Source organism: Afifella pfennigii DSM 17143 (assembly GCF_000688515.1).
GTDB classification, from domain to species: domain Bacteria; phylum Pseudomonadota; class Alphaproteobacteria; order Rhizobiales; family Afifellaceae; genus Afifella; species Afifella pfennigii.
The window spans coordinates 1-16,563 of the sequence record NZ_JHZK01000047.1 but is presented as its reverse complement, the minus strand read 5'-3'; the positions used below and the strand labels follow the sequence as shown (position 1 = coordinate 16,563).

At 65.0% G+C, this 16,563-nt stretch carries 16 protein-coding genes and 1 pseudogene; 8 read left to right on the top strand and 9 right to left on the bottom strand.

Annotated features, from left to right (window positions below; translation table 11 throughout):
* Positions 1–331 (top strand): annotated as a pseudogene (locus Q331_RS22695) (IS5/IS1182 family transposase); the annotation flags it as partial.
* 107 nt (positions 332–438) lie between these two features.
* Here the strand turns inward: Q331_RS22695 and Q331_RS0118710 are convergent.
* The 9 genes from Q331_RS0118710 to Q331_RS0118670 form a co-directional block, all read right to left on the bottom strand.
* Positions 439–867, bottom strand: a complete 429-nt coding sequence (locus tag Q331_RS0118710; RefSeq protein ID WP_026381919.1) for a CBS domain-containing protein — start codon at positions 865–867, stop codon at positions 439–441.
* Between the two features lie 442 nt (positions 868–1,309).
* Positions 1,310–2,017, bottom strand: coding sequence for a transcriptional repressor LexA (lexA, locus tag Q331_RS0118705; RefSeq protein ID WP_026381918.1), 708 nt, complete (start codon positions 2,015–2,017; stop codon positions 1,310–1,312).
* Positions 2,018–2,120: 103 nt separating this feature from the next.
* Positions 2,121–3,326 (bottom strand): molybdopterin molybdotransferase MoeA, encoded by a 1,206-nt coding sequence (locus Q331_RS0118700; protein WP_026381917.1) that lies wholly within the window; start codon positions 3,324–3,326, stop codon positions 2,121–2,123.
* Positions 3,323–3,814 (bottom strand): cyclic pyranopterin monophosphate synthase MoaC, encoded by a 492-nt coding sequence (moaC, locus tag Q331_RS0118695; protein WP_026381916.1) that lies wholly within the window; start codon positions 3,812–3,814, stop codon positions 3,323–3,325. The genes Q331_RS0118700 and moaC overlap by 4 nt, the downstream gene beginning before the upstream one ends.
* On the bottom strand, positions 3,811–4,623 hold the full coding sequence (gene trpC, locus Q331_RS0118690) for an indole-3-glycerol phosphate synthase TrpC (RefSeq protein ID WP_026381915.1): 813 nt from the start codon (positions 4,621–4,623) through the stop codon (positions 3,811–3,813). Before trpC ends, moaC begins: the two co-directional genes overlap by 4 nt.
* Entirely contained in the window at positions 4,620–5,657 is a 1,038-nt protein-coding gene (gene trpD, locus Q331_RS0118685; protein WP_026381914.1) for an anthranilate phosphoribosyltransferase, read from the bottom strand. The genes trpC and trpD overlap by 4 nt, the downstream gene beginning before the upstream one ends.
* Complete coding sequence (locus tag Q331_RS0118680; RefSeq protein WP_026381913.1) at positions 5,654–6,268, bottom strand: anthranilate synthase component II; 615 nt, start codon at positions 6,266–6,268, stop codon at positions 5,654–5,656. Before Q331_RS0118680 ends, trpD begins: the two co-directional genes overlap by 4 nt.
* An 88-nt stretch (positions 6,269–6,356) precedes the next feature.
* Positions 6,357–7,865 carry an anthranilate synthase component I gene (gene trpE, locus Q331_RS0118675; RefSeq protein ID WP_026381912.1) on the bottom strand — a complete coding sequence of 503 codons (1,509 nt, stop codon included), beginning with the start codon at positions 7,863–7,865 and terminating at the stop codon, positions 6,357–6,359.
* 1 nt (position 7,866) lies between these two features.
* Positions 7,867–9,771 carry a peptidylprolyl isomerase gene (locus Q331_RS0118670; protein WP_026381911.1) on the bottom strand — a complete coding sequence of 635 codons (1,905 nt, stop codon included), beginning with the start codon at positions 9,769–9,771 and terminating at the stop codon, positions 7,867–7,869.
* A 121-nt stretch (positions 9,772–9,892) separates the two neighbouring features.
* Here Q331_RS0118670 and tpiA point away from each other — a divergent pair, with 121 nt between their 5' ends.
* From tpiA to Q331_RS22685, 7 genes are all read left to right on the top strand, one after another.
* Positions 9,893–10,660 carry a triose-phosphate isomerase gene (gene tpiA / locus Q331_RS0118665; RefSeq protein ID WP_026381910.1) on the top strand — a complete coding sequence of 256 codons (768 nt, stop codon included), beginning with the start codon at positions 9,893–9,895 and terminating at the stop codon, positions 10,658–10,660.
* Between the two features lie 68 nt (positions 10,661–10,728).
* On the top strand, positions 10,729–11,244 hold the full coding sequence (secG, locus tag Q331_RS22690; protein ID WP_034493189.1) for a preprotein translocase subunit SecG: 516 nt from the start codon (positions 10,729–10,731) through the stop codon (positions 11,242–11,244).
* A 124-nt stretch (positions 11,245–11,368) separates the two neighbouring features.
* Positions 11,369–12,997: a CTP synthase gene (locus Q331_RS0118655; RefSeq protein WP_026381909.1), complete on the top strand. Its 1,629-nt coding sequence runs from the start codon at positions 11,369–11,371 to the stop codon at positions 12,995–12,997.
* Between the two features lie 16 nt (positions 12,998–13,013).
* On the top strand, positions 13,014–13,874 hold the full coding sequence (locus Q331_RS0118650; RefSeq protein WP_026381908.1) for a VOC family protein: 861 nt from the start codon (positions 13,014–13,016) through the stop codon (positions 13,872–13,874).
* On the top strand, positions 13,871–14,719 hold the full coding sequence (gene kdsA / locus Q331_RS0118645; protein ID WP_026381907.1) for a 3-deoxy-8-phosphooctulonate synthase: 849 nt from the start codon (positions 13,871–13,873) through the stop codon (positions 14,717–14,719). The genes Q331_RS0118650 and kdsA overlap by 4 nt, the downstream gene beginning before the upstream one ends.
* 123 nt (positions 14,720–14,842) lie before the next feature.
* Positions 14,843–16,117, top strand: a complete 1,275-nt coding sequence (eno, locus tag Q331_RS0118640; RefSeq protein ID WP_026381906.1) for a phosphopyruvate hydratase — start codon at positions 14,843–14,845, stop codon at positions 16,115–16,117.
* A gap of 211 nt (positions 16,118–16,328) precedes the next feature.
* Positions 16,329–16,563: DUF4372 domain-containing protein (locus tag Q331_RS22685; protein ID WP_156953214.1), on the top strand; the 235-nt coding region annotated here is incomplete at its 3' end.

The following is a 16,563-nucleotide window of genomic DNA, read 5'->3' as shown; positions in this document are numbered from 1 at the left end:
CTATGTCGACAAGGGCTACCGCGGCCACGATGCGCCAAGGCCGCTCGGCGTCTTCCGCTCCGGGCAGAAGCGGGGCGTGTTCGGGGCCATCAAGAAGGAGCTCAGAAGACGATCCGCCATCGAGGCCGTTATCGGACACCTCAAGACCGACGGCCACATGGGCCGCAACTTCCTCAAGGGACGCCACGGCGACCACGCCAATGCCGTCCTCACCGCCGCCGGCTACAACTTCCGCCTCATCCTCCGCTGGCTGAGGCTTCTCTTGCGCCTCATCCTGGAGGCCTTTGCCAAAGCCATTGGCCCCAAAACCGCGCTCCAGACGGCTTCTTAACAGTCAACTTCAAACCAGACGAATGCGCAGATAACTTCCAAGCCGCAGGATATGACCCAACAAAAAGTCGACGTGCTCTAGTTTTCCGTTTTTGCGGGCGCCCCGCCTCACCCATGCATGACGTATTCGCGGATCGACTCGGCCTCGCGCTGTACCTCGGCGATCCGCCGTTTCACCACATCGCCAATGGAAACGATGCCGACGAGCCGACCGTCCTCCTCAACCGGAACATGGCGGAAACGCTCATTCGTCATCATCTCCATCAATTCGTCGGTATTGTGGTCGAGCCGGCACGTGATGACGCGCCGTGTCATGAAGCTCGCCGCCGGCCGGTCGAGGGCGCCGATGCCATGACTGGCGACGGCGGAGACGATGTCGCGCTCCGACAAGATGCCCTGGATGCGCTCGTTCTCGACGATGACTACGGCGCCGATGCGGTGCTGCGCGAGCGAGACGGCGGCTTCCTTCAGACTTATATCCGGAGCGCAGGTAACGACGGCGCTTCCCTTTTCCTCGATCATCTGGCGAACATTCATCGAACTCCTCCCGCTCTGTTCGCGGCCGCCGGCCGGCACGCTCGGCTCTGGGTGCCGCAAGCTGGGCATTCTCCGCCCTTCTGCGGAGGATACTAGAGCGGGAGAATGAAGTTTGGAACAGTTCGGAAGAATGTCAGTGAAAGACTCATCCCATAGGCCCGTTCACCATCGTCCCGCCACGACCTAGCCGATACGCGAGATGTTGTTGCTAATCCGCTCTGGCAGAACGATTCAACTTAGTTGTCGAGGCTCTTAGGGCCGTGGGTGGTGACGATTGTTCAACCCATGCTTGCTGCAGGTATGTCCCCGTCCTCAGCCGAGCCCGCAAGGAGCCCTCCCTCCGGCCGGTGCCTTTCACCCGCGTGAACGCGCTTGCCTATCTCGCACGGAAATCTCGAAGCCTTACCCGCATGTGCGCCGCCTCCGGAGCCCGAAAGCATCCTCAATAGCGCCGCAAAAGGCCGACGAGACGACCCTGGATGCGCACCCGGTCCGGTCCGAAAATACGTGTCTCATAGGCCGGGTTGGCGGCCTCCAGCGCAATGGAATCGCCTTTGCGGCGCAGGCGCTTCAAGGTCGCCTCCTCGTCGTCAATAAGGGCGACGACAACATCGCCGGTCTCGGCGGTGTCCTGCTTGCGGATGACGACCGTGTCGCCGTCGAGGATGCCGGCTTCAATCATGGAATCGCCACGCACCTCCAACGCGAAATGCTCGCCGCTGCTGAGGATATCGGGCGGTACGGCGATCGCATGGCTTTGGTTCTGGATGGCGGAGATAGGCACGCCCGCGGCGATCCGGCCCATTACCGGCACGTTGGCTGCCTGAGGGGATTCGTCCCAGTGCGCCTCCGGCTCGGGTGCGCGGCCGAGCCTGCCTTCGATGACGCTGGGGGTGAAGCCGCGCTGCTGCGGGCGGCCCAGCCGCGGGTTCATCGCCTCCGGTAGGCGGATGACCTCCAACGCCCGGGCGCGGTTTGGCAGGCGCTTGATGAAGCCGCGCTCCTCCAGCGCTGTGATCAGGCGATGGATGCCTGATTTGGACTTCAAATCGAGAGCGTCTTTCATCTCGTCGAAGGAGGGGGGAATGCCGGACTCCTTCAGCCGCTCGTTAATGAACAGCAACAGTTCCAACTGCTTCTTGGTCAACATGCTGCAACCCCGACGGCCGACATCTAAGGCCTCAGTATGATTATGGACAAATCACGAACACATTACATGTTCATGTCGTGTTCCGCAAGGCCGGCGGCTCTTTTTAGCCCAAGACCTGCGAGAACAGAAAAACAGGAACAGTTTCGCCGGCGCGCGCGGGGGACGCCTGGATGGCGCGAACGATGAGCGCATCGGAGCGGGCGAGGGTGACGAGCAGCGAGGAATCCTGACTTGTCGCGGCGATCACAGCGGGGCCATCTGCGGTCTCCACGATACGTGCACGCATGAATTCCTGGCGCTCGCCATTGGCCGGTAGATCGGCTGCAAGACGCATCATGCTCGGTTTATCCGTGGCGCTGGCGCCGAGCAAGGCGGCGATCAGCGGGCGTAGGAAGACGATGCCGCAGATGATTGCCGAGACCGGGTTCCCCGGCAGGCCGAGCACTTTCGCGGGGCCCAACACGCCGAACATCAGCGGCTTTCCCGGCCGCATTGCGACACGCCAGAAATCGACCTGCATGCCGCTTCGTTCGAGTGCCGGCTTTACCAAATCGTGGTCGCCGACCGAAGCGCCGCCGATGACAACGAGGATGTCGGCATCTTCCGCCCGCCCTGCGGCCTCAGCGATCGCCGCCTCGGTGTCGCCCGCTATGCCGAGATCCTCCACCTGTGCGCCCGCTGCTTCGGCGAGCGCAGCGAGTGCCACGCCGTTGGACGATACGATCTGATCGTGGCCTGGCGTTTCGCCCGGAAGAACGAGCTCGTCGCCAGTGGAAAGGATGGCGACTTTGGGGCGGCGGCGCACGGGCAGAGAACCGAAATTCATCGCCGCAGCAAGCGCGATCTCGCGTGGTCCGAGCCGCGTGCCGGCGGTAAGCTGCGTTTCACCCGCTTTGAAATCGAGCCCGGCCGGGCGGATGAAACGCCCAGCGCGCGGCGCCTCGCGCACGATGACTTCGCTTTCGATGACCTCAGCGTCTTCCTGAATGAGGATCGCATCTGTGCATTCCGGCACCGGCGCGCCGGTGAAGATGCGCACCGCCTCTCCGGGGCCGAGGATCCCGTCAAAGCGCTCGCCCGCCCGCGAGACGCCGACGACCTTGAGCCGGGCGCCGGCGCCCGCCTCCGCGGCGCGGAGCGCATAGCCATCCATGGCGGAGGCCGGGAAGGGCGGTTGGTCCCGCCTTGCAACAAGATCTGAGGCGAGGACGCGTCCGTGCGCCGCCTCGATCGGCACGTCTTCACCTGCCAGCGGGCGGATACCGGCGGTCACGCGCCTCAGCGCCTCCTCAACGGAAATAAGGCTCATCTTTCGGCCGCATCGGCGCGCCAATCGCCAGAGCGTCCACCGCTCTTGGCCAAGAGCCGAATATCGATGATGCGCATGCCCCGGTCGACAGCCTTCGCCATGTCGTAGATGGTGAGACAGGCGACAGAGACCGCCGTCAGCGCCTCCATCTCAACGCCGGTTCGGCCGGCGAGCGAGGCCGTGGCCAACACCCGCAGGCCGGGTAGGGCCTCCGCGGCGTCAATCTCGACGTCGACCTTGCTCAGCATCAGCGGATGGCAGAGCGGGATGAGTTCGGCGGTGCGCTTGGCCGCCATGATGCCGGCGAGGCGGGCCGTAGCGAGAACGTCGCCCTTCTTCATGTTGCCGGCAAGAATGAGGCTAAGCGTCTCTGGCGCCATGACCACGGCGCCGGCAGCCGTGGCGCTGCGGGCGGTGACGGCCTTGTCGCCGACATCGACCATCTCGGCGCGGCCGTCTTCGGAAAGATGCGTGAGTCGGCCGCTCATTCGGCGGCCTTCACTGCCTCGCGGCTGAGAAGCCGGCTTGTGGCCTCCGCCACGTCCCTTTCGCGCATCAGGCTTTCGCCGACGAGGAAGACGTTGATTCCGGCCGCCTTGAGCCGCGCCACGTCAGCGGACGAAAAAACGCCGCTTTCTCCGACAATTAGCCGCTCTTGCGGAATCAGTTTGGCAAGCCGCTCGGAGGTGGAAAGCTCCGTCTTGAAGGTCCGCAGATCGCGGTTGTTGATGCCGATGAGCGGCGAGGCGAGGGCAAGAGCGCGTTCAACCTCCGCCTCGTCATGGACTTCAAGAAGCACATCCATGCCGAGCTCGAAGGCCTTCTCCTCCAGGGCGCGCGCCTCATCGTCGGTGACCGACGCCATGATGACGAGGATGCAATCGGCGCCCCAACTCCGCGCCTCCACCACCTGATAGGGCGTGAGCATGAAGTCCTTTCTGAGCGCCGGCAACGAAGTTGCCGCGCGGGCAGCGGTCAAGAATTCCGGCGCGCCCTGAAAGGAAGGCGCGTCGGTCAGCACCGACAGGCAGGCCGCGCCGCCGATCTCGTAAGCGCGGGCGAGCGCGGGCGGGTCGAAATCGGCGCGGATGAGGCCCTTGGAGGGGCTTGCCTTTTTGATTTCGGCGATAAGAGCCGGCTGGCCGGCTTCGATCTTCCGGCGCAGCGCCGCCGCAAAGCCGCGTGGGGGATCGACATCGGCGAGCCGTGCCTCCAAGTGGGCAAGCGGCACGGCCGCCTCGGCCGCGGCGATTTCCCTCTGCTTGTAGGCCTCGATCTGTCTCAATATGTCGCTCACGCCGCCTCCGCTGCGTTGGATACGCGTACAAGCGCTTCAAGTGCGCCCTTGGCCTTGCCGCTGTCGATGGAGTATTTGGCCATGTCGGCCGCCTCCTGCACGAGATCGGCTTTGCCGGCGACGAGAAGCGCTGCAGCGGCGTTGGCGACGACGACATCGCGGTAAGGGCCAAGCTCGCCTTCCAGCATCGCCTTCAGCTTGGCGGCATTATCTTCCGCGGTGCCGCCCCTGAGGTCCTCCGGCTGACATTCGTCGACCTCGAACTCTGACGGATAGATTTCGAAGGAGCGCACATGCCCCTCGCGCAGTTCCGCCACATAGCTGCGACCGGTGGTGGAGATCTCGTCGATTCCGGCGTCCTCGCCGAATGTGCCGTGCACGACCCAGGCGACTTCTGCATCGAGGTTTTTCAGAGCGTTGGCGATCGGCGCGACCCATTCCTTGGCGAAGACGCCGAGCATGTAGCGCTTGACATGCGCAGGATTGGAGAGCGGGCCGAGGAGATTGAAGATGGTGCGGGTGCCGAGCTCCACGCGCGAGGGGCCGACATGGCGCATGGCGGCGTGATGGCTTGGGGCGAACATGAAGCCGATGCCTGCATCGCAAATGCAGCGCGCGATGCCTTCCGGCCCCAGCTCGATATTGACGCCGAGCGCCGTAAGGCAATCGGCGGCGCCGGAGCGGGAGGAGAGGGCGCGGTTGCCATGCTTGGCGACCGGCACGCCGAGGCCGGCGACGACGAAGGCTGCGCCGGTGGAGATATTGTAGGTGCCCGAAGCATCGCCTCCCGTGCCGACGATGTCTATGGCGCCTGCCGGCGCCGCCACGGGCAGCATGCGCGAGCGCATGGAGGTGACCGCGCCTGCGATCTCCTCAATGGTTTCGCCACGCACCCTCAGGCCCATTAAGATGGCGCCGATCTGCGTCGGCGTCGCCTCGCCTGACATCATCACGTCGAAGGCCTGTTGCGCTTCTGCTTGGCTAAGGCTCTCGCCGGCGGCGAGCTTGGCGATGAGCGGTTTCAGATCGCTCATGAAGGCGTCTCCGGGTAAACGCCGCCGCGTTTCTGACGGAAGCCGGCGGCAAGCTTCAGGAAATTGTCGAGGATACGGTGGCCGTGCTCCGAGGCGATGCTCTCGGGATGGAACTGCACGCCATAGACAGGATGGCTCTCGTGCTGCACCCCCATGATGACGCCATCAGCGGTATGCGCTGTGACGGAAAGGCTCTCAGGCATCGATTCGGGCGCGATCGTCAGCGAATGATAGCGCGTCGCAGAGAATGGCCCGTTGATGCCGTGGAAGACGCCGACGCCCTCATGCGCGATGGTGGAGACCTTGCCGTGCATCAGCGTGGGGGCGCGCACCACCTTGCCACCATAGGCTTGGCCGATCGCCTGATGCCCGAGACACACGCCGAAGATCGGCACCTCACCGTCGGCATTCGCGATGAGCTCAAGGCAGATGCCGGCCTCGTTCGGTGTGCACGGCCCGGGGGAGAGCACGATCGCCTCCGGCCGCGCCGCCAGCACCTCGTTCACCGTCCATTCGTCGTTGCGCACGACCTTGGTCCCTGCACCGAGCTCGCCGAGATAATGCACGAGGTTGAAGGTAAAACTGTCGTAATTGTCGATGACGAGAAGCATTCGCTGAGCCGGGCCCTGTTGCAGGCTCAAGGGTTAGGCGGGCACGTGCGCCTGGTCAAGGAATTGCCGCGCCGCACCGCTAGGCGCGCTACTGACCGCGCCTTGCCTGGCTGGCGAAGCGACGCGCTTCCTCGGCGGCGCGGAAGAGGGCCTTTGCCTTATTCACGCATTCTGTCTGCTCCGCCTGCGGATCGGAATCGGCGACAATGCCGGCACCGGCCTGCACGTACATCGTGCCGTTCGTAACGACGGCGGTCCTGAGCACGATGCAGGTATCCATCTCGCCGTCGGCGGAGAAGTAGCCGACGCAACCGGCATATGGGCCGCGCTTTTCCTCCTCCAATTCGTCAATGATTTCCATGGCGCGGATCTTCGGTGCCCCGGAGACAGTCCCAGCGGGAAAGCCGGCGGCGAGCGCGTCGAGCGCGTCGAGGTCACTGCGCAGCCTACCCTCCACGTTGGAGACGATGTGCATCACTTGACTGTAGTGCTCCAGGAAGAACTTGCCCGTGACGTCAACGGAACCAATCTCGGCAACGCGGCCGACGTCGTTGCGTCCCAGATCGAGCAGCATCAAATGCTCGGCACATTCCTTGGGGTCGGCCAAAAGTTCCTCGCCAAGACGTTTGTCCTCCTCCGGCGTCGCTCCGCGCGGGCGCGTGCCGGCGATTGGGCGGATGGTTACCTTGCCTTCCCGCACACGCACCAGGATTTCCGGGCTGGAGCCGACGACGGCGAAACCGCCGAAATCGAGATAGTAAAGAAACGGCGCTGGGTTAACGCGCCTCAGTGCCCGGTAAAGCGCAAATGCTGGCAGGGGGAAGGGGGTCTCGAATCGCTGCGACAGCACCACCTGGAAGATGTCACCGGCGGCGATGTATTCCTTCGCCCGGCGCACCTTCTGCTTATAGGCCTCTGCCGGCGTGTTGGAAACGACATCGGTGGAGAGGTCCACCTCGGCGACCTCGGCGGCACGGTCGAGCGGCCGGTCAAGCGCCTCGACGATCTCCGTCAGCCTGTCGACGGCGCGATCGTAGTCGCGGCGCGCCGGCTGGTCAGCCTCCGGGCGGACGGGCGTGACGATGGTGAGCTCGTCGCGCACGGCGTCGAAGACCACGACAATCCTTGGACGCATCAGCATCGCGTCAGGCAGGCCTAGGCTGTCGGGCGGAGTTTCGGGTAGCCGCTCCATCAGCCGCACGGTATCGTAGCCGAGGTAGCCGAAGACGCCCGCAGCCATCGGTGGCACGCCGTACGGGATTTCGATGCGGCTTTCTTGGAGCAAACTACGAATAGCGGCAAGCGGCTCCTCACCGAAGGGCTCGAAGCGGTCGAGCGCCGGTGCCCGAGCAATTTCGGCGCTCTCGCCGGAGATACGGAAGAGAAGGTCCGGATCGAGGCCGATCATTGAATAGCGCCCGCGCACGGCACCCCCTTCCACCGATTCCAGCAGGAAGCTATTGGGCCGTCCGGCGGCGATCTTCAGGAAGGCGGAGACGGGCGTCTCCAGATCCGAGACGAGGCGGGTGAAGACGAGCTGCGGCTCGCCCTTTCCGTGGGGGACCTTGAAGGCCTCAAAGGCGGGCTCGACCTGCATCTTATTGAGGCTGGCTCTGACCCGTCAGCTGTCCGTAGACCGCCTGGTTGATGGAAACGGGCCGCTCGCCGAGAAGATGGGCATTATAGGCCAGCAAGAGGTCGTCGGCGATGGCCTGGGCGAGCCCCTGGCGGAGGTGTTCGGCTCCCTGCGCCTCGCCGAAGAAAGCTGGTACGGAGACACTTTCAACCTTCAGAAGCACACGGTTGGGCGATTCCTTGTCATCGGCATTGGCGACATGGCCTTGCGGCCCCGCGAAGGCCTGGGCGACGGCGTTGGTACTTAGCGCGCCGGAAGCATCGTCCCCGTATGCACGGGTGATGCCGATCGCCGTCTCAACGCTTGTCCCAACCTCCTGGGCCAAGGAGGCAAGCGAGGCGCCGCCTTCGAGACGCTGAAGCAGGGAAGCTGCCTTCTGGCGGATGCGCTCGGCCGTCTCGTCGGCTCGCCAGGCGGCGATGGCGGCTGGACGTACCTCTTCCAGCGTGCGGTCACGCGCCGGCGTTACCGCCGTCACCTCATAGAAGACATATCCCCCGTCTTCGGTGCGGATCGGGTCGTTCTCGATCCCAACATCGCTCTGGAAAGCATCGGCAAGCACGGCTGTGCCACCGGGGACCCCGACGGCGCTACCGTCGAGGCCGTTGCCATCGGCGGCGACCGATTCGACGCTCTGGTAGCTAAGACCAAGCTTGTTCGCCACCTCCTGCAACGTTGACCCAGCCGCCCGCTCATCCTCGATCGCGTCGTAAAGATCGAGCACCCGGTCGCTCGCGCGGCGCTGCGCCATCTCTCGTCGCAGGATGGGCTCCGCTTCGGCGAAAGATTGCACGCTGCCTGGCTCAACCGCCTCCACCTTGACGATGGCCGGGCCAAGCGGCGCGTCCAAAACCGGCACCGCGGCACCTTCCGCCGCGGCGAAGGCTGCCTCGGCGATGGCACTGTCAACGAATTCGGCCTGCGCTTTCATGCCCAGATCGATATCGGCCATCGTCAGATTGCGGGCCTCTGCCAGGGTCTCGAAGCTTGTGCCGGCGCTAAGCTCCTCGGCTGCCGCCTGCGCTTCTGCCTCGCTGTCGAAGCGGATCTGAAAGACGCGTCGCCGCTGCGGCACGGTGAAGCGGTCGATGGCGTTGTCGTAGGCCGCCTGCACCTCCTCCGCCGCGATAGTGGTGGGATCGGCGACGGTTTCCGGGGTAAGGCTGATGAGCCCGAGCGAACGGTATTCCGGCGCGCGGAACTGCGACTGATTGTCCACAAAATACTGCTTCAGCGTCTCCTCGTCGGGTGTGCCGACCGGATCGATGGCGCTCTCGTCGACGATGAAGAAAGAGACCCCCCGCGTCTCGTTCTGATAGCGGTAGAGCGCCTCCACCAACGGCTGTGGCGCCTGAACGTCGCTTGCGATCGTGGCCGCCAGTTGCTCGCGAATGAGCTCGGCGCGCATATCGGCTATGTATTCGTTCTCGCTGAAACCGGCATTTCTCAGAAGCGCCTGGAAGCGCTGTCGGTCGAAGCTGCCGCCAACCCCCTGAAAAGTCGGATCGGCGGCGATCTCGCTGGCCAGTTTATCGTCCGAGATTCCGAGATTGTAGCTCTTTGCCTGGTCCTCCAGCGCGGCTTCGGAGACGAGTTGGGAGAGCACTTGCTGCGTCAGGCCGATGGTCCTGGCATCCTCCAACGTCATAGCGCGCCCTGCTTGCTGGCCGAACTGCTGCATACGCAGGCGCAGCGCCCGGTCGTATTGGGCAGCTGAAACCTCCGTGTGGCCAACGGAGGCGAGTGTGCCCGCGCCATATCCGGCGAACTGGCCCGACACGCCCCAGATACCGAAGCTGACGACGAGAAGTCCGAGTAGGATCTTGGCGGTCCAGCCGCTGGTCGCTTGACGCATACGATCGAGCATGAAAAACCCTTCGCCCGCAAGAGAAACGCCGGGCATTCGCGCCCGGCCGGCTCAACATAGGCCTTGCTGCGCGGCCTCTCAAGCACAGCGCCGAGGCCATCGCAACCGCCAGGGAAGACGCATGATGAAATGGGTCATCGGCAATTGGAAGATGAACGGGCTCGGCGCCGCGCTCACTGAGGTCGAGAAGATCGCGGAAGGCGCTGCCGCTCAACGGCCCGAGGTCGTCCTTATGATCTGCCCGCCGGCGACGCTGGTTGCGAGCATGGCGGACAAATGCGCCGCAACGGCGGTTTCCGTTGGCGGGCAGGATTGCCATGCCGCCGAATCGGGCGCCCATACCGGCGATATCGCCGCCGAGATGCTGGCAGATGCCGGGGCGGTCGCCGTCATCCTGGGCCATTCGGAGCGGCGAACTGATCACGGCGAGACGAGCCAGGAAGTTCGCGCTAAGACGCATGCCGCTTGGCGGGCGGGTCTGACGCCGATCGTCTGCGTCGGCGAGACGGAGGCCGAGCGCGATGCCGGCCGCGCCGAGGCTGTGGTGGAAGAGCAACTCGCTGCCTCTCTGCCCGATACCCTGCCCGACCAGACCCGAGAGGATCTGATTGTCGCCTACGAGCCGGTCTGGGCGATCGGCACCGGGCGCGTGCCGACCGATGCGGATATCTCTGCCATGCATCTCAAGGTGCGCCAGCATTTGGAGGCTCGCTACGGCAAGGTCGGCAGCGCTGTTCCGATCCTTTACGGCGGATCCATGAAGCCGGAGAATGCCGGCGCCATCATGGCAATCGCCCATGTCGATGGCGGCCTTGTCGGTGGCGCCAGCCTCAAGGCTGACAGCTTCCTTGCCATCGCTGCGGCGGCTGCGATGGCGACAAATGGTTAGGCGGACTTTAAGTCGCCCCGCGCCTCGTGTAGAAGCGCGCCAACTCCTGACATCCGACCTGTGATGCGATGACCACTGTATTGATCGTCATCCACCTGATGGTGGTACTGGCCATGATTGCCCTCGTGCTGTTGCAGCGCTCCGAAGGCGGCGCGCTCGGCATCGGCGGGGGCGGCGGCATGATGACCGGCCGCGGTGCCGGCAATCTTCTCACCCGCTTCACAGCGGTCCTTGCGGCTGCGTTTTTCCTGACCTCGATCGGTCTCACTGTACTGGCGCGCCTCGATAGCGGGACGGGCGACATCTTCGAGCGCCTGCAGAGCGAGCCTCCGGTCGCGACCGAGCCGGCCGAGACCGGCGAGACGCCCCCGATCGCGCCGCCGGCACCGGATGGGGGCTCTGGCCCGGGCGTTCTCGATGCGCTACGCAACCCGCGCACCTCGGCCCAGCCGATCCAGCCTTCCGCGCCCAGCCCGCAGCCGGTAGCGCCACAGGTTCAGACGCCGACTCCGCCGACGCCGACCGCTCCCACGCCGACGGCGCCCGGTCCGCAGGCGCCGCCCGCCGAGGGCGGTACGCAGTAATGCCGACCAAGTGCCGGATGCCGCGACGCTTCCGGCAGCTTTATCCACGGCGCCTTCAGGCGATGCGCGGCACTATGATTTTCGACTCCACGAATCGTTCCAGCTTCGCTAAGCGTTGAGGCCCATGGCGCGGTACATCTTCATCACCGGCGGCGTGGTCTCCTCCCTCGGCAAAGGTCTGGCATCGGCGGCCCTCGGCGCCCTCTTGCAGGCTCGTGGCTATAGGGTCCGGCTACGTAAGCTCGACCCTTATCTCAATGTCGATCCGGGGACTATGAGCCCCTATCAGCACGGCGAGGTCTTCGTCACCGACGACGGAGCGGAGACCGATCTCGACCTTGGCCATTATGAGCGCTTTACCGGCCGCTCGGCCAACCAGCAGGACAACATCACCACCGGGCGCATCTATCAGGAGATCATCGCCAAGGAGCGGCGTGGCGATTATCTCGGCGCCACCGTGCAGGTGATCCCGCATGTCACCGACGCCATCAAGGAGTTCATCCTCGACGGCAATGACGAGTTCGACTTCGTCCTGTGTGAGATCGGCGGCACCGTCGGTGACATCGAGGGCCTGCCCTTTTTTGAGGCGATCCGCCAGCTCGGCAATGAACTGCCGCGCGGCCAGGCCATCTTCATCCATCTGACCTTGATGCCTTTCATCCCGGCGGCGGGCGAATTGAAGACCAAACCGACGCAGCATTCCGTCAAGGAGCTGCGCTCCATCGGCATCCAGCCGGATATCCTACTCGTTCGTTGCGACCGGCCGATTCCGGAGGCGGAGCGGCGCAAGCTGGCGCTCTTTTGCAATGTGCGCGAGAGCGCCGTCATCACCGCGGAGGATGTGGGATCCATCTACGACGTGCCGCTCGTCTATCATCGCGAGGGCCTCGATGCGGAAGTGCTCGCCGCTTTCGGCATCGATTATGCGCGCGGCATGGAGATCACCCGCTGGCGGGATATCTCGCAAATCGTGCACAATCCCGAAGGCGAGGTGACGATTGCGATCGTCGGCAAATATACGGGCCTCAAGGACGCCTATAAGTCGCTCACCGAGGCGCTCGCCCATGGCGGCATCGCCAACCGGGTGAAGGTCGAGCTGGAATGGATCGAGAGCGAGGTTTTCGAGAAGGAAGATCCTGCCCCCTGGCTTGAGCGGGTGAACGGCATCCTGGTTCCGGGCGGCTTTGGCGAGCGTGGCGCGGAAGGCAAGATCGCCGCCGCCACTTTCGCCAGGACGCGCAACGTGCCGTATTTCGGCATCTGCTTTGGGATGCAGATGGCGGTTATCGAGGCGGCTCGTAATATGGCCGGTATCGAGGATGCCAATTCTTCAGAATTCGGTCCCACCGAGGAGCCTGTCGTAGGCCTGATGACGGAGTGGCTGAAGGGCAATCAACTGGAGAAAAGGGCCGAGCAGGGCGACCTCGGAGGCACCATGCGCCTCGGGGCCTATCCAGCCACGCTCGCCGAGGGCAGCCGCATCGCCGCCATTTACGGCCGCCGCGACATCTGCGAGCGTCATCGCCACCGCTACGAGGTCAATATCGACTACCGCAAGCGCCTGGAGGAAGCCGGCCTCGCCTTTGCCGGCATGTCCCCTGACGGGCTGTTGCCGGAGACCATCGAATTGCCCGGCCACCCCTGGTTCGTCGGCGTGCAATACCATCCGGAGCTGAAGTCGCGGCCCTTCGAGCCGCATCCGCTCTTCGCCTCCTTCATCGAAGCGGCGGTCGAGCAATCACGGTTGGTCTGAGGCCGGAGCGACAGGCATGCGCCCCATCGACCATCTCGTCCTGCCTGTCGCCGACCTCGCCACGGCCAGAAGGCGCCTGACCGCGCTCGGCTTCCAGGTGGCGCCGGAAGCGCGCCATCCCTTCGGCACCGGCAATGCCCGCGTGTTCTTCAACAACCGCACCTATCTGGAGCCGATCGCGACGCTTCACCGCGAGGCTTTCCACAAGGGGCTTGCCGAAGGCCTCGTCTTCCTGAGGCGGATCGAGCGTGCCCAGAAACGCTCCGCGGAGAGCTTCGCCATGCTGGCGCTGAAGAGCGACGACGCGGCCGCAGACCTTGCCCGCTACCGCCAGGCGGGCTTTGCCGACGGCGATCTCTTCTCCTTCACCGGCCGGGCGCAGGACGATGACGGCAAGGAGCACGATTACGGCATCCGGCTCGCCTTCGCCGGCGATAAGCGCGCGCCGGAGGCGGGCATCTTCGCCTGCGAGCCGGTCGGGCTGACGCTCAACGACGGCGCCCATTACGCCGACCATCCCAACGGCGCGGCGGGTGTCGTCACCGTCGCGCTGGTTGCCAGGAACCCCGCCGATTTTCACATCTTTCTCTCCGCCGCCACCGGCCAGCGCGAGCTGCGCGCCACTTCCTTCCTTGTCGAGATCGATCTTGGCGGGCAGAAGCTGCTCGCCATGACCCCACAAGGCTTCACCGCGCGCTACGGCCTTGCCGCGCCCGATCCGGGCGACGGCCTGGTCTTCGCCGGCTTGGAGGTGGCGGTCGACGACATCGCCGCGGCGAAGACATACGCAGCAAAGGCGCGCCTTCACGAGGGGCGCCTCGTCGTGCCCCCGGCGCCTGGCCTCGGCACCGTTCTCGCTTTCGTGGAGGCCGCATGAGCCAGCATCCGAACGCCGTCGTGGAGGTCGGGCCGGGAGCGGCCAAGGTGCGCTTCGGCAACGAACTGCCCTTCGCGCTGATTGCCGGCCCCTGCCAGATGGAAAGCCGCCAGCACGCTTTCGACATGGCCGGCGCCCTCAAGGAACTGACGGCAAGGCTCGGCATCGGCCTTGTCTATAAATCGAGCTTCGACAAGGCGAACCGCACCAGCCTCTCCGGCCGGCGCGGCGTCGGGCTTGCCGGCGCCCTGCCGGTTTTCGCCGATATCCGCCGCGAGCTCGGCCTGCCGGTGCTGACCGACGTGCACGAGAGCGCCCAGTGCGCCGACGTGGCGGAGGTGGCCGATATCCTCCAGATTCCGGCCTTCCTCTGCCGCCAGACAGACCTTCTCGTCGCCGCGGCGAAAACCGGCCGTGCCGTCAACGTCAAGAAGGGTCAGTTCCTCGCCCCCTGGGATATGAGGAACGTGGTGGAGAAGGTGACGGGCTCCGGCAATGCCGACGTTCTCCTGACCGAGCGCGGCGTCTCCTTCGGCTACAACACGCTTGTCTCCGATATGCGCGCTCTGCCGCAGATGGCCGCGCTCGGTGCGCCGGTCGTCTTCGACGCCACCCATTCGGTGCAGCAGCCGGGCGGGCAGGGCAGCGCCTCCGGGGGCGACAGGCGCTTCGTGCCGGTGCTTGCCCGCGCCGCCATTGCCGTCGGCGTCGCCGGCCTCTTCGTGGAGACGCATCAAGATCCCGACAACGCTCCCTCGGACGGGCCGAACATGGTGCCGCTCGCCGAGATGGAGGCGCTTCTGGAGCGCCTTCTCGCCTTCGACCGGATCGCCAAGGCCGCTTGACGCCACGGGCGTTGTTGCATCGCGGCAGATAGTTGAAGCGCGGTGTCTTTCGGGCTAAGCCGCCGGCGTCTCTTTCCAAATCGGCCCTCTCGGGGCTTTGTTTTTCATCCAAGGGCTCCCTTCATGACCGCCATCATCGATATCGTCGGCCGCGAGATTCTCGACAGCCGCGGCAATCCCACCGTGGAAGTCGACGTCGTCCTGGAGGATGGCGCGCGCGGGCGTGCCGCCGTTCCCTCCGGCGCCTCCACCGGGGCCCACGAGGCGGTGGAGCTGCGCGACGGCGACAAGGCCCGCTATGGCGGCAAGGGCGTGCGCAAGGCCGTCGACGCGGTCAACGGCGAGATTTTCCAGGCGATCGGCGGCATGGAGGCGGAAAGCCAGGTCGCCATCGACCGCATCATGATCGAGCTCGACGGCACGGAGAATAAGGGCCGGCTCGGCGCCAACGCCATCCTCGGCGTCTCGCTCGCCGTCGCCAAGGCCGCCGCCGCCGCGCGCGGCCTGCCGCTTTACCGTTATGTGGGCGGCGTTGCCGCGCGCACCCTGCCGGTGCCGATGATGAACATCGTCAATGGCGGCGCCCATGCCGACAACCCGATCGACTTCCAGGAATTCATGATCATGCCGGTCGGCGCGGAAAGCTTCGGCGAGGCGCTGCGCATGGGCGCGGAGATCTTCCACACGCTGAAGAAGGCGCTCGCGGAGGCCGGCCACAACACCAATGTCGGCGATGAGGGCGGTTTCGCGCCCAATCTGAGCTCCACCGACGAGGCGCTCGGTTTTGTCACGAAGGCTATCGAAACGGCCGGCTACAAACCGGGCGATGAGATCTATATCGCCCTCGACCCGGCCTCCTCGGAGTTCTTCAAGGACGGCAAATACGTCCTTGCCGGGGAGAATCGGACGCTCGCAAGCGGCGAGATGGCCGATTACTACGCCGATCTCGTCGCGCGCTTTCCCATCGTCTCCATCGAGGACGGCATGGCCGAGGACGACTGGCAGGGCTGGAAGCTGCTGACGGAGAAGATCGGCGAGAAGTGCCAGCTGGTCGGCGACGATCTTTTCGTCACCAACGTCAAGCGCCTGAAGCGCGGCATTGAGGAAGGCATCGCCAATTCCATCCTCGTCAAGGTGAACCAGATCGGCTCGCTGACGGAGACGCTGGAGACGGTCGAGATGGCGCAGTTCGCCGGCTACACGGCAGTCATGTCGCATCGTTCGGGCGAGACGGAGGACGCCACCATCGCCGACCTGGCGGTGGCCACCAATTGCGGGCGCATCAAGACGGGCTCACTCGCCCGCGCCGACCGCACCGCCAAGTACAACCAGCTCCTCAGGATCGAGGAGGAGCTGGGACCCTGCGCGCACTACGCCGGCAGGTCGGTGCTGAAGTAGTCATTCGGGACGGGCCGTCGGACGCCCGCCTCGTCGTCCGCGCTGCGCGGCGCTCGCCACGCCCACCCTCGCTACGCCGCGACGCTGGTGGCATGGATGGCCGGGTCAAGCCCACGGCTGTCCGGTTTAATTTTGTGGACTGAGCGCACGGTGTTGATTCTACTCGTGTTCAGACGTTTGGCGCGTCTTCCGGACACGAGGGAGCAACACCGTGCGGCACCACAATAGCGTTTTCCACGACGTCTTGAAGCATGTTCCCTGGGGCGTGTTCGAACGGCTTGTGGACAAGCACCATGCGGACAAGCATGTGCGTCGGCTGTCGACCAAGAGCCAGTTCGTGGCCTTGCTCTATGGGCAATTGTCGGGGGCTCAGAGCCTGCGCGAGATCGTCGGCGGCCTTGAGAGCCATGCGGCCCGGCTCTACCATGTCGGAGCCAGCCCGGCTT

Bases quoted from the DNA above. Each gene is read 5' to 3' on its own strand.
- Q331_RS0118710 (WP_026381919.1), bottom strand. From the start codon at position 867: ATGAATGTTCGCCAGATGATCGAGGAAAAGGGAAGCGCCGTCGTTACC.
- lexA (WP_026381918.1), bottom strand. From the start codon at position 2,017: ATGTTGACCAAGAAGCAGTTGGAACTGTTGCTGTTCATTAACGAGCGG.
- Q331_RS0118700 (WP_026381917.1), bottom strand. From the start codon at position 3,326: ATGAGCCTTATTTCCGTTGAGGAGGCGCTGAGGCGCGTGACCGCCGGT.
- moaC (WP_026381916.1), bottom strand. From the start codon at position 3,814: ATGAGCGGCCGACTCACGCATCTTTCCGAAGACGGCCGCGCCGAGATG.
- trpD (WP_026381914.1), bottom strand. From the start codon at position 5,657: ATGAGCGATCTGAAACCGCTCATCGCCAAGCTCGCCGCCGGCGAGAGC.
- Q331_RS0118680 (WP_026381913.1), bottom strand. From the start codon at position 6,268: ATGCTTCTCGTCATCGACAATTACGACAGTTTTACCTTCAACCTCGTG.
- trpE (WP_026381912.1), bottom strand. From the start codon at position 7,865: ATGCAGGTCGAGCCCGCCTTTGAGGCCTTCAAGGTCCCCCACGGAAAG.
- Q331_RS0118670 (WP_026381911.1), bottom strand. From the start codon at position 9,771: ATGCTCGATCGTATGCGTCAAGCGACCAGCGGCTGGACCGCCAAGATC.
- tpiA (WP_026381910.1), top strand. From the start codon at position 9,893: ATGATGAAATGGGTCATCGGCAATTGGAAGATGAACGGGCTCGGCGCC.
- secG (WP_034493189.1), top strand. From the start codon at position 10,729: ATGACCACTGTATTGATCGTCATCCACCTGATGGTGGTACTGGCCATG.
- Q331_RS0118655 (WP_026381909.1), top strand. From the start codon at position 11,369: ATGGCGCGGTACATCTTCATCACCGGCGGCGTGGTCTCCTCCCTCGGC.
- Q331_RS0118650 (WP_026381908.1), top strand. From the start codon at position 13,014: ATGCGCCCCATCGACCATCTCGTCCTGCCTGTCGCCGACCTCGCCACG.
- kdsA (WP_026381907.1), top strand. From the start codon at position 13,871: ATGAGCCAGCATCCGAACGCCGTCGTGGAGGTCGGGCCGGGAGCGGCC.
- eno (WP_026381906.1), top strand. From the start codon at position 14,843: ATGACCGCCATCATCGATATCGTCGGCCGCGAGATTCTCGACAGCCGC.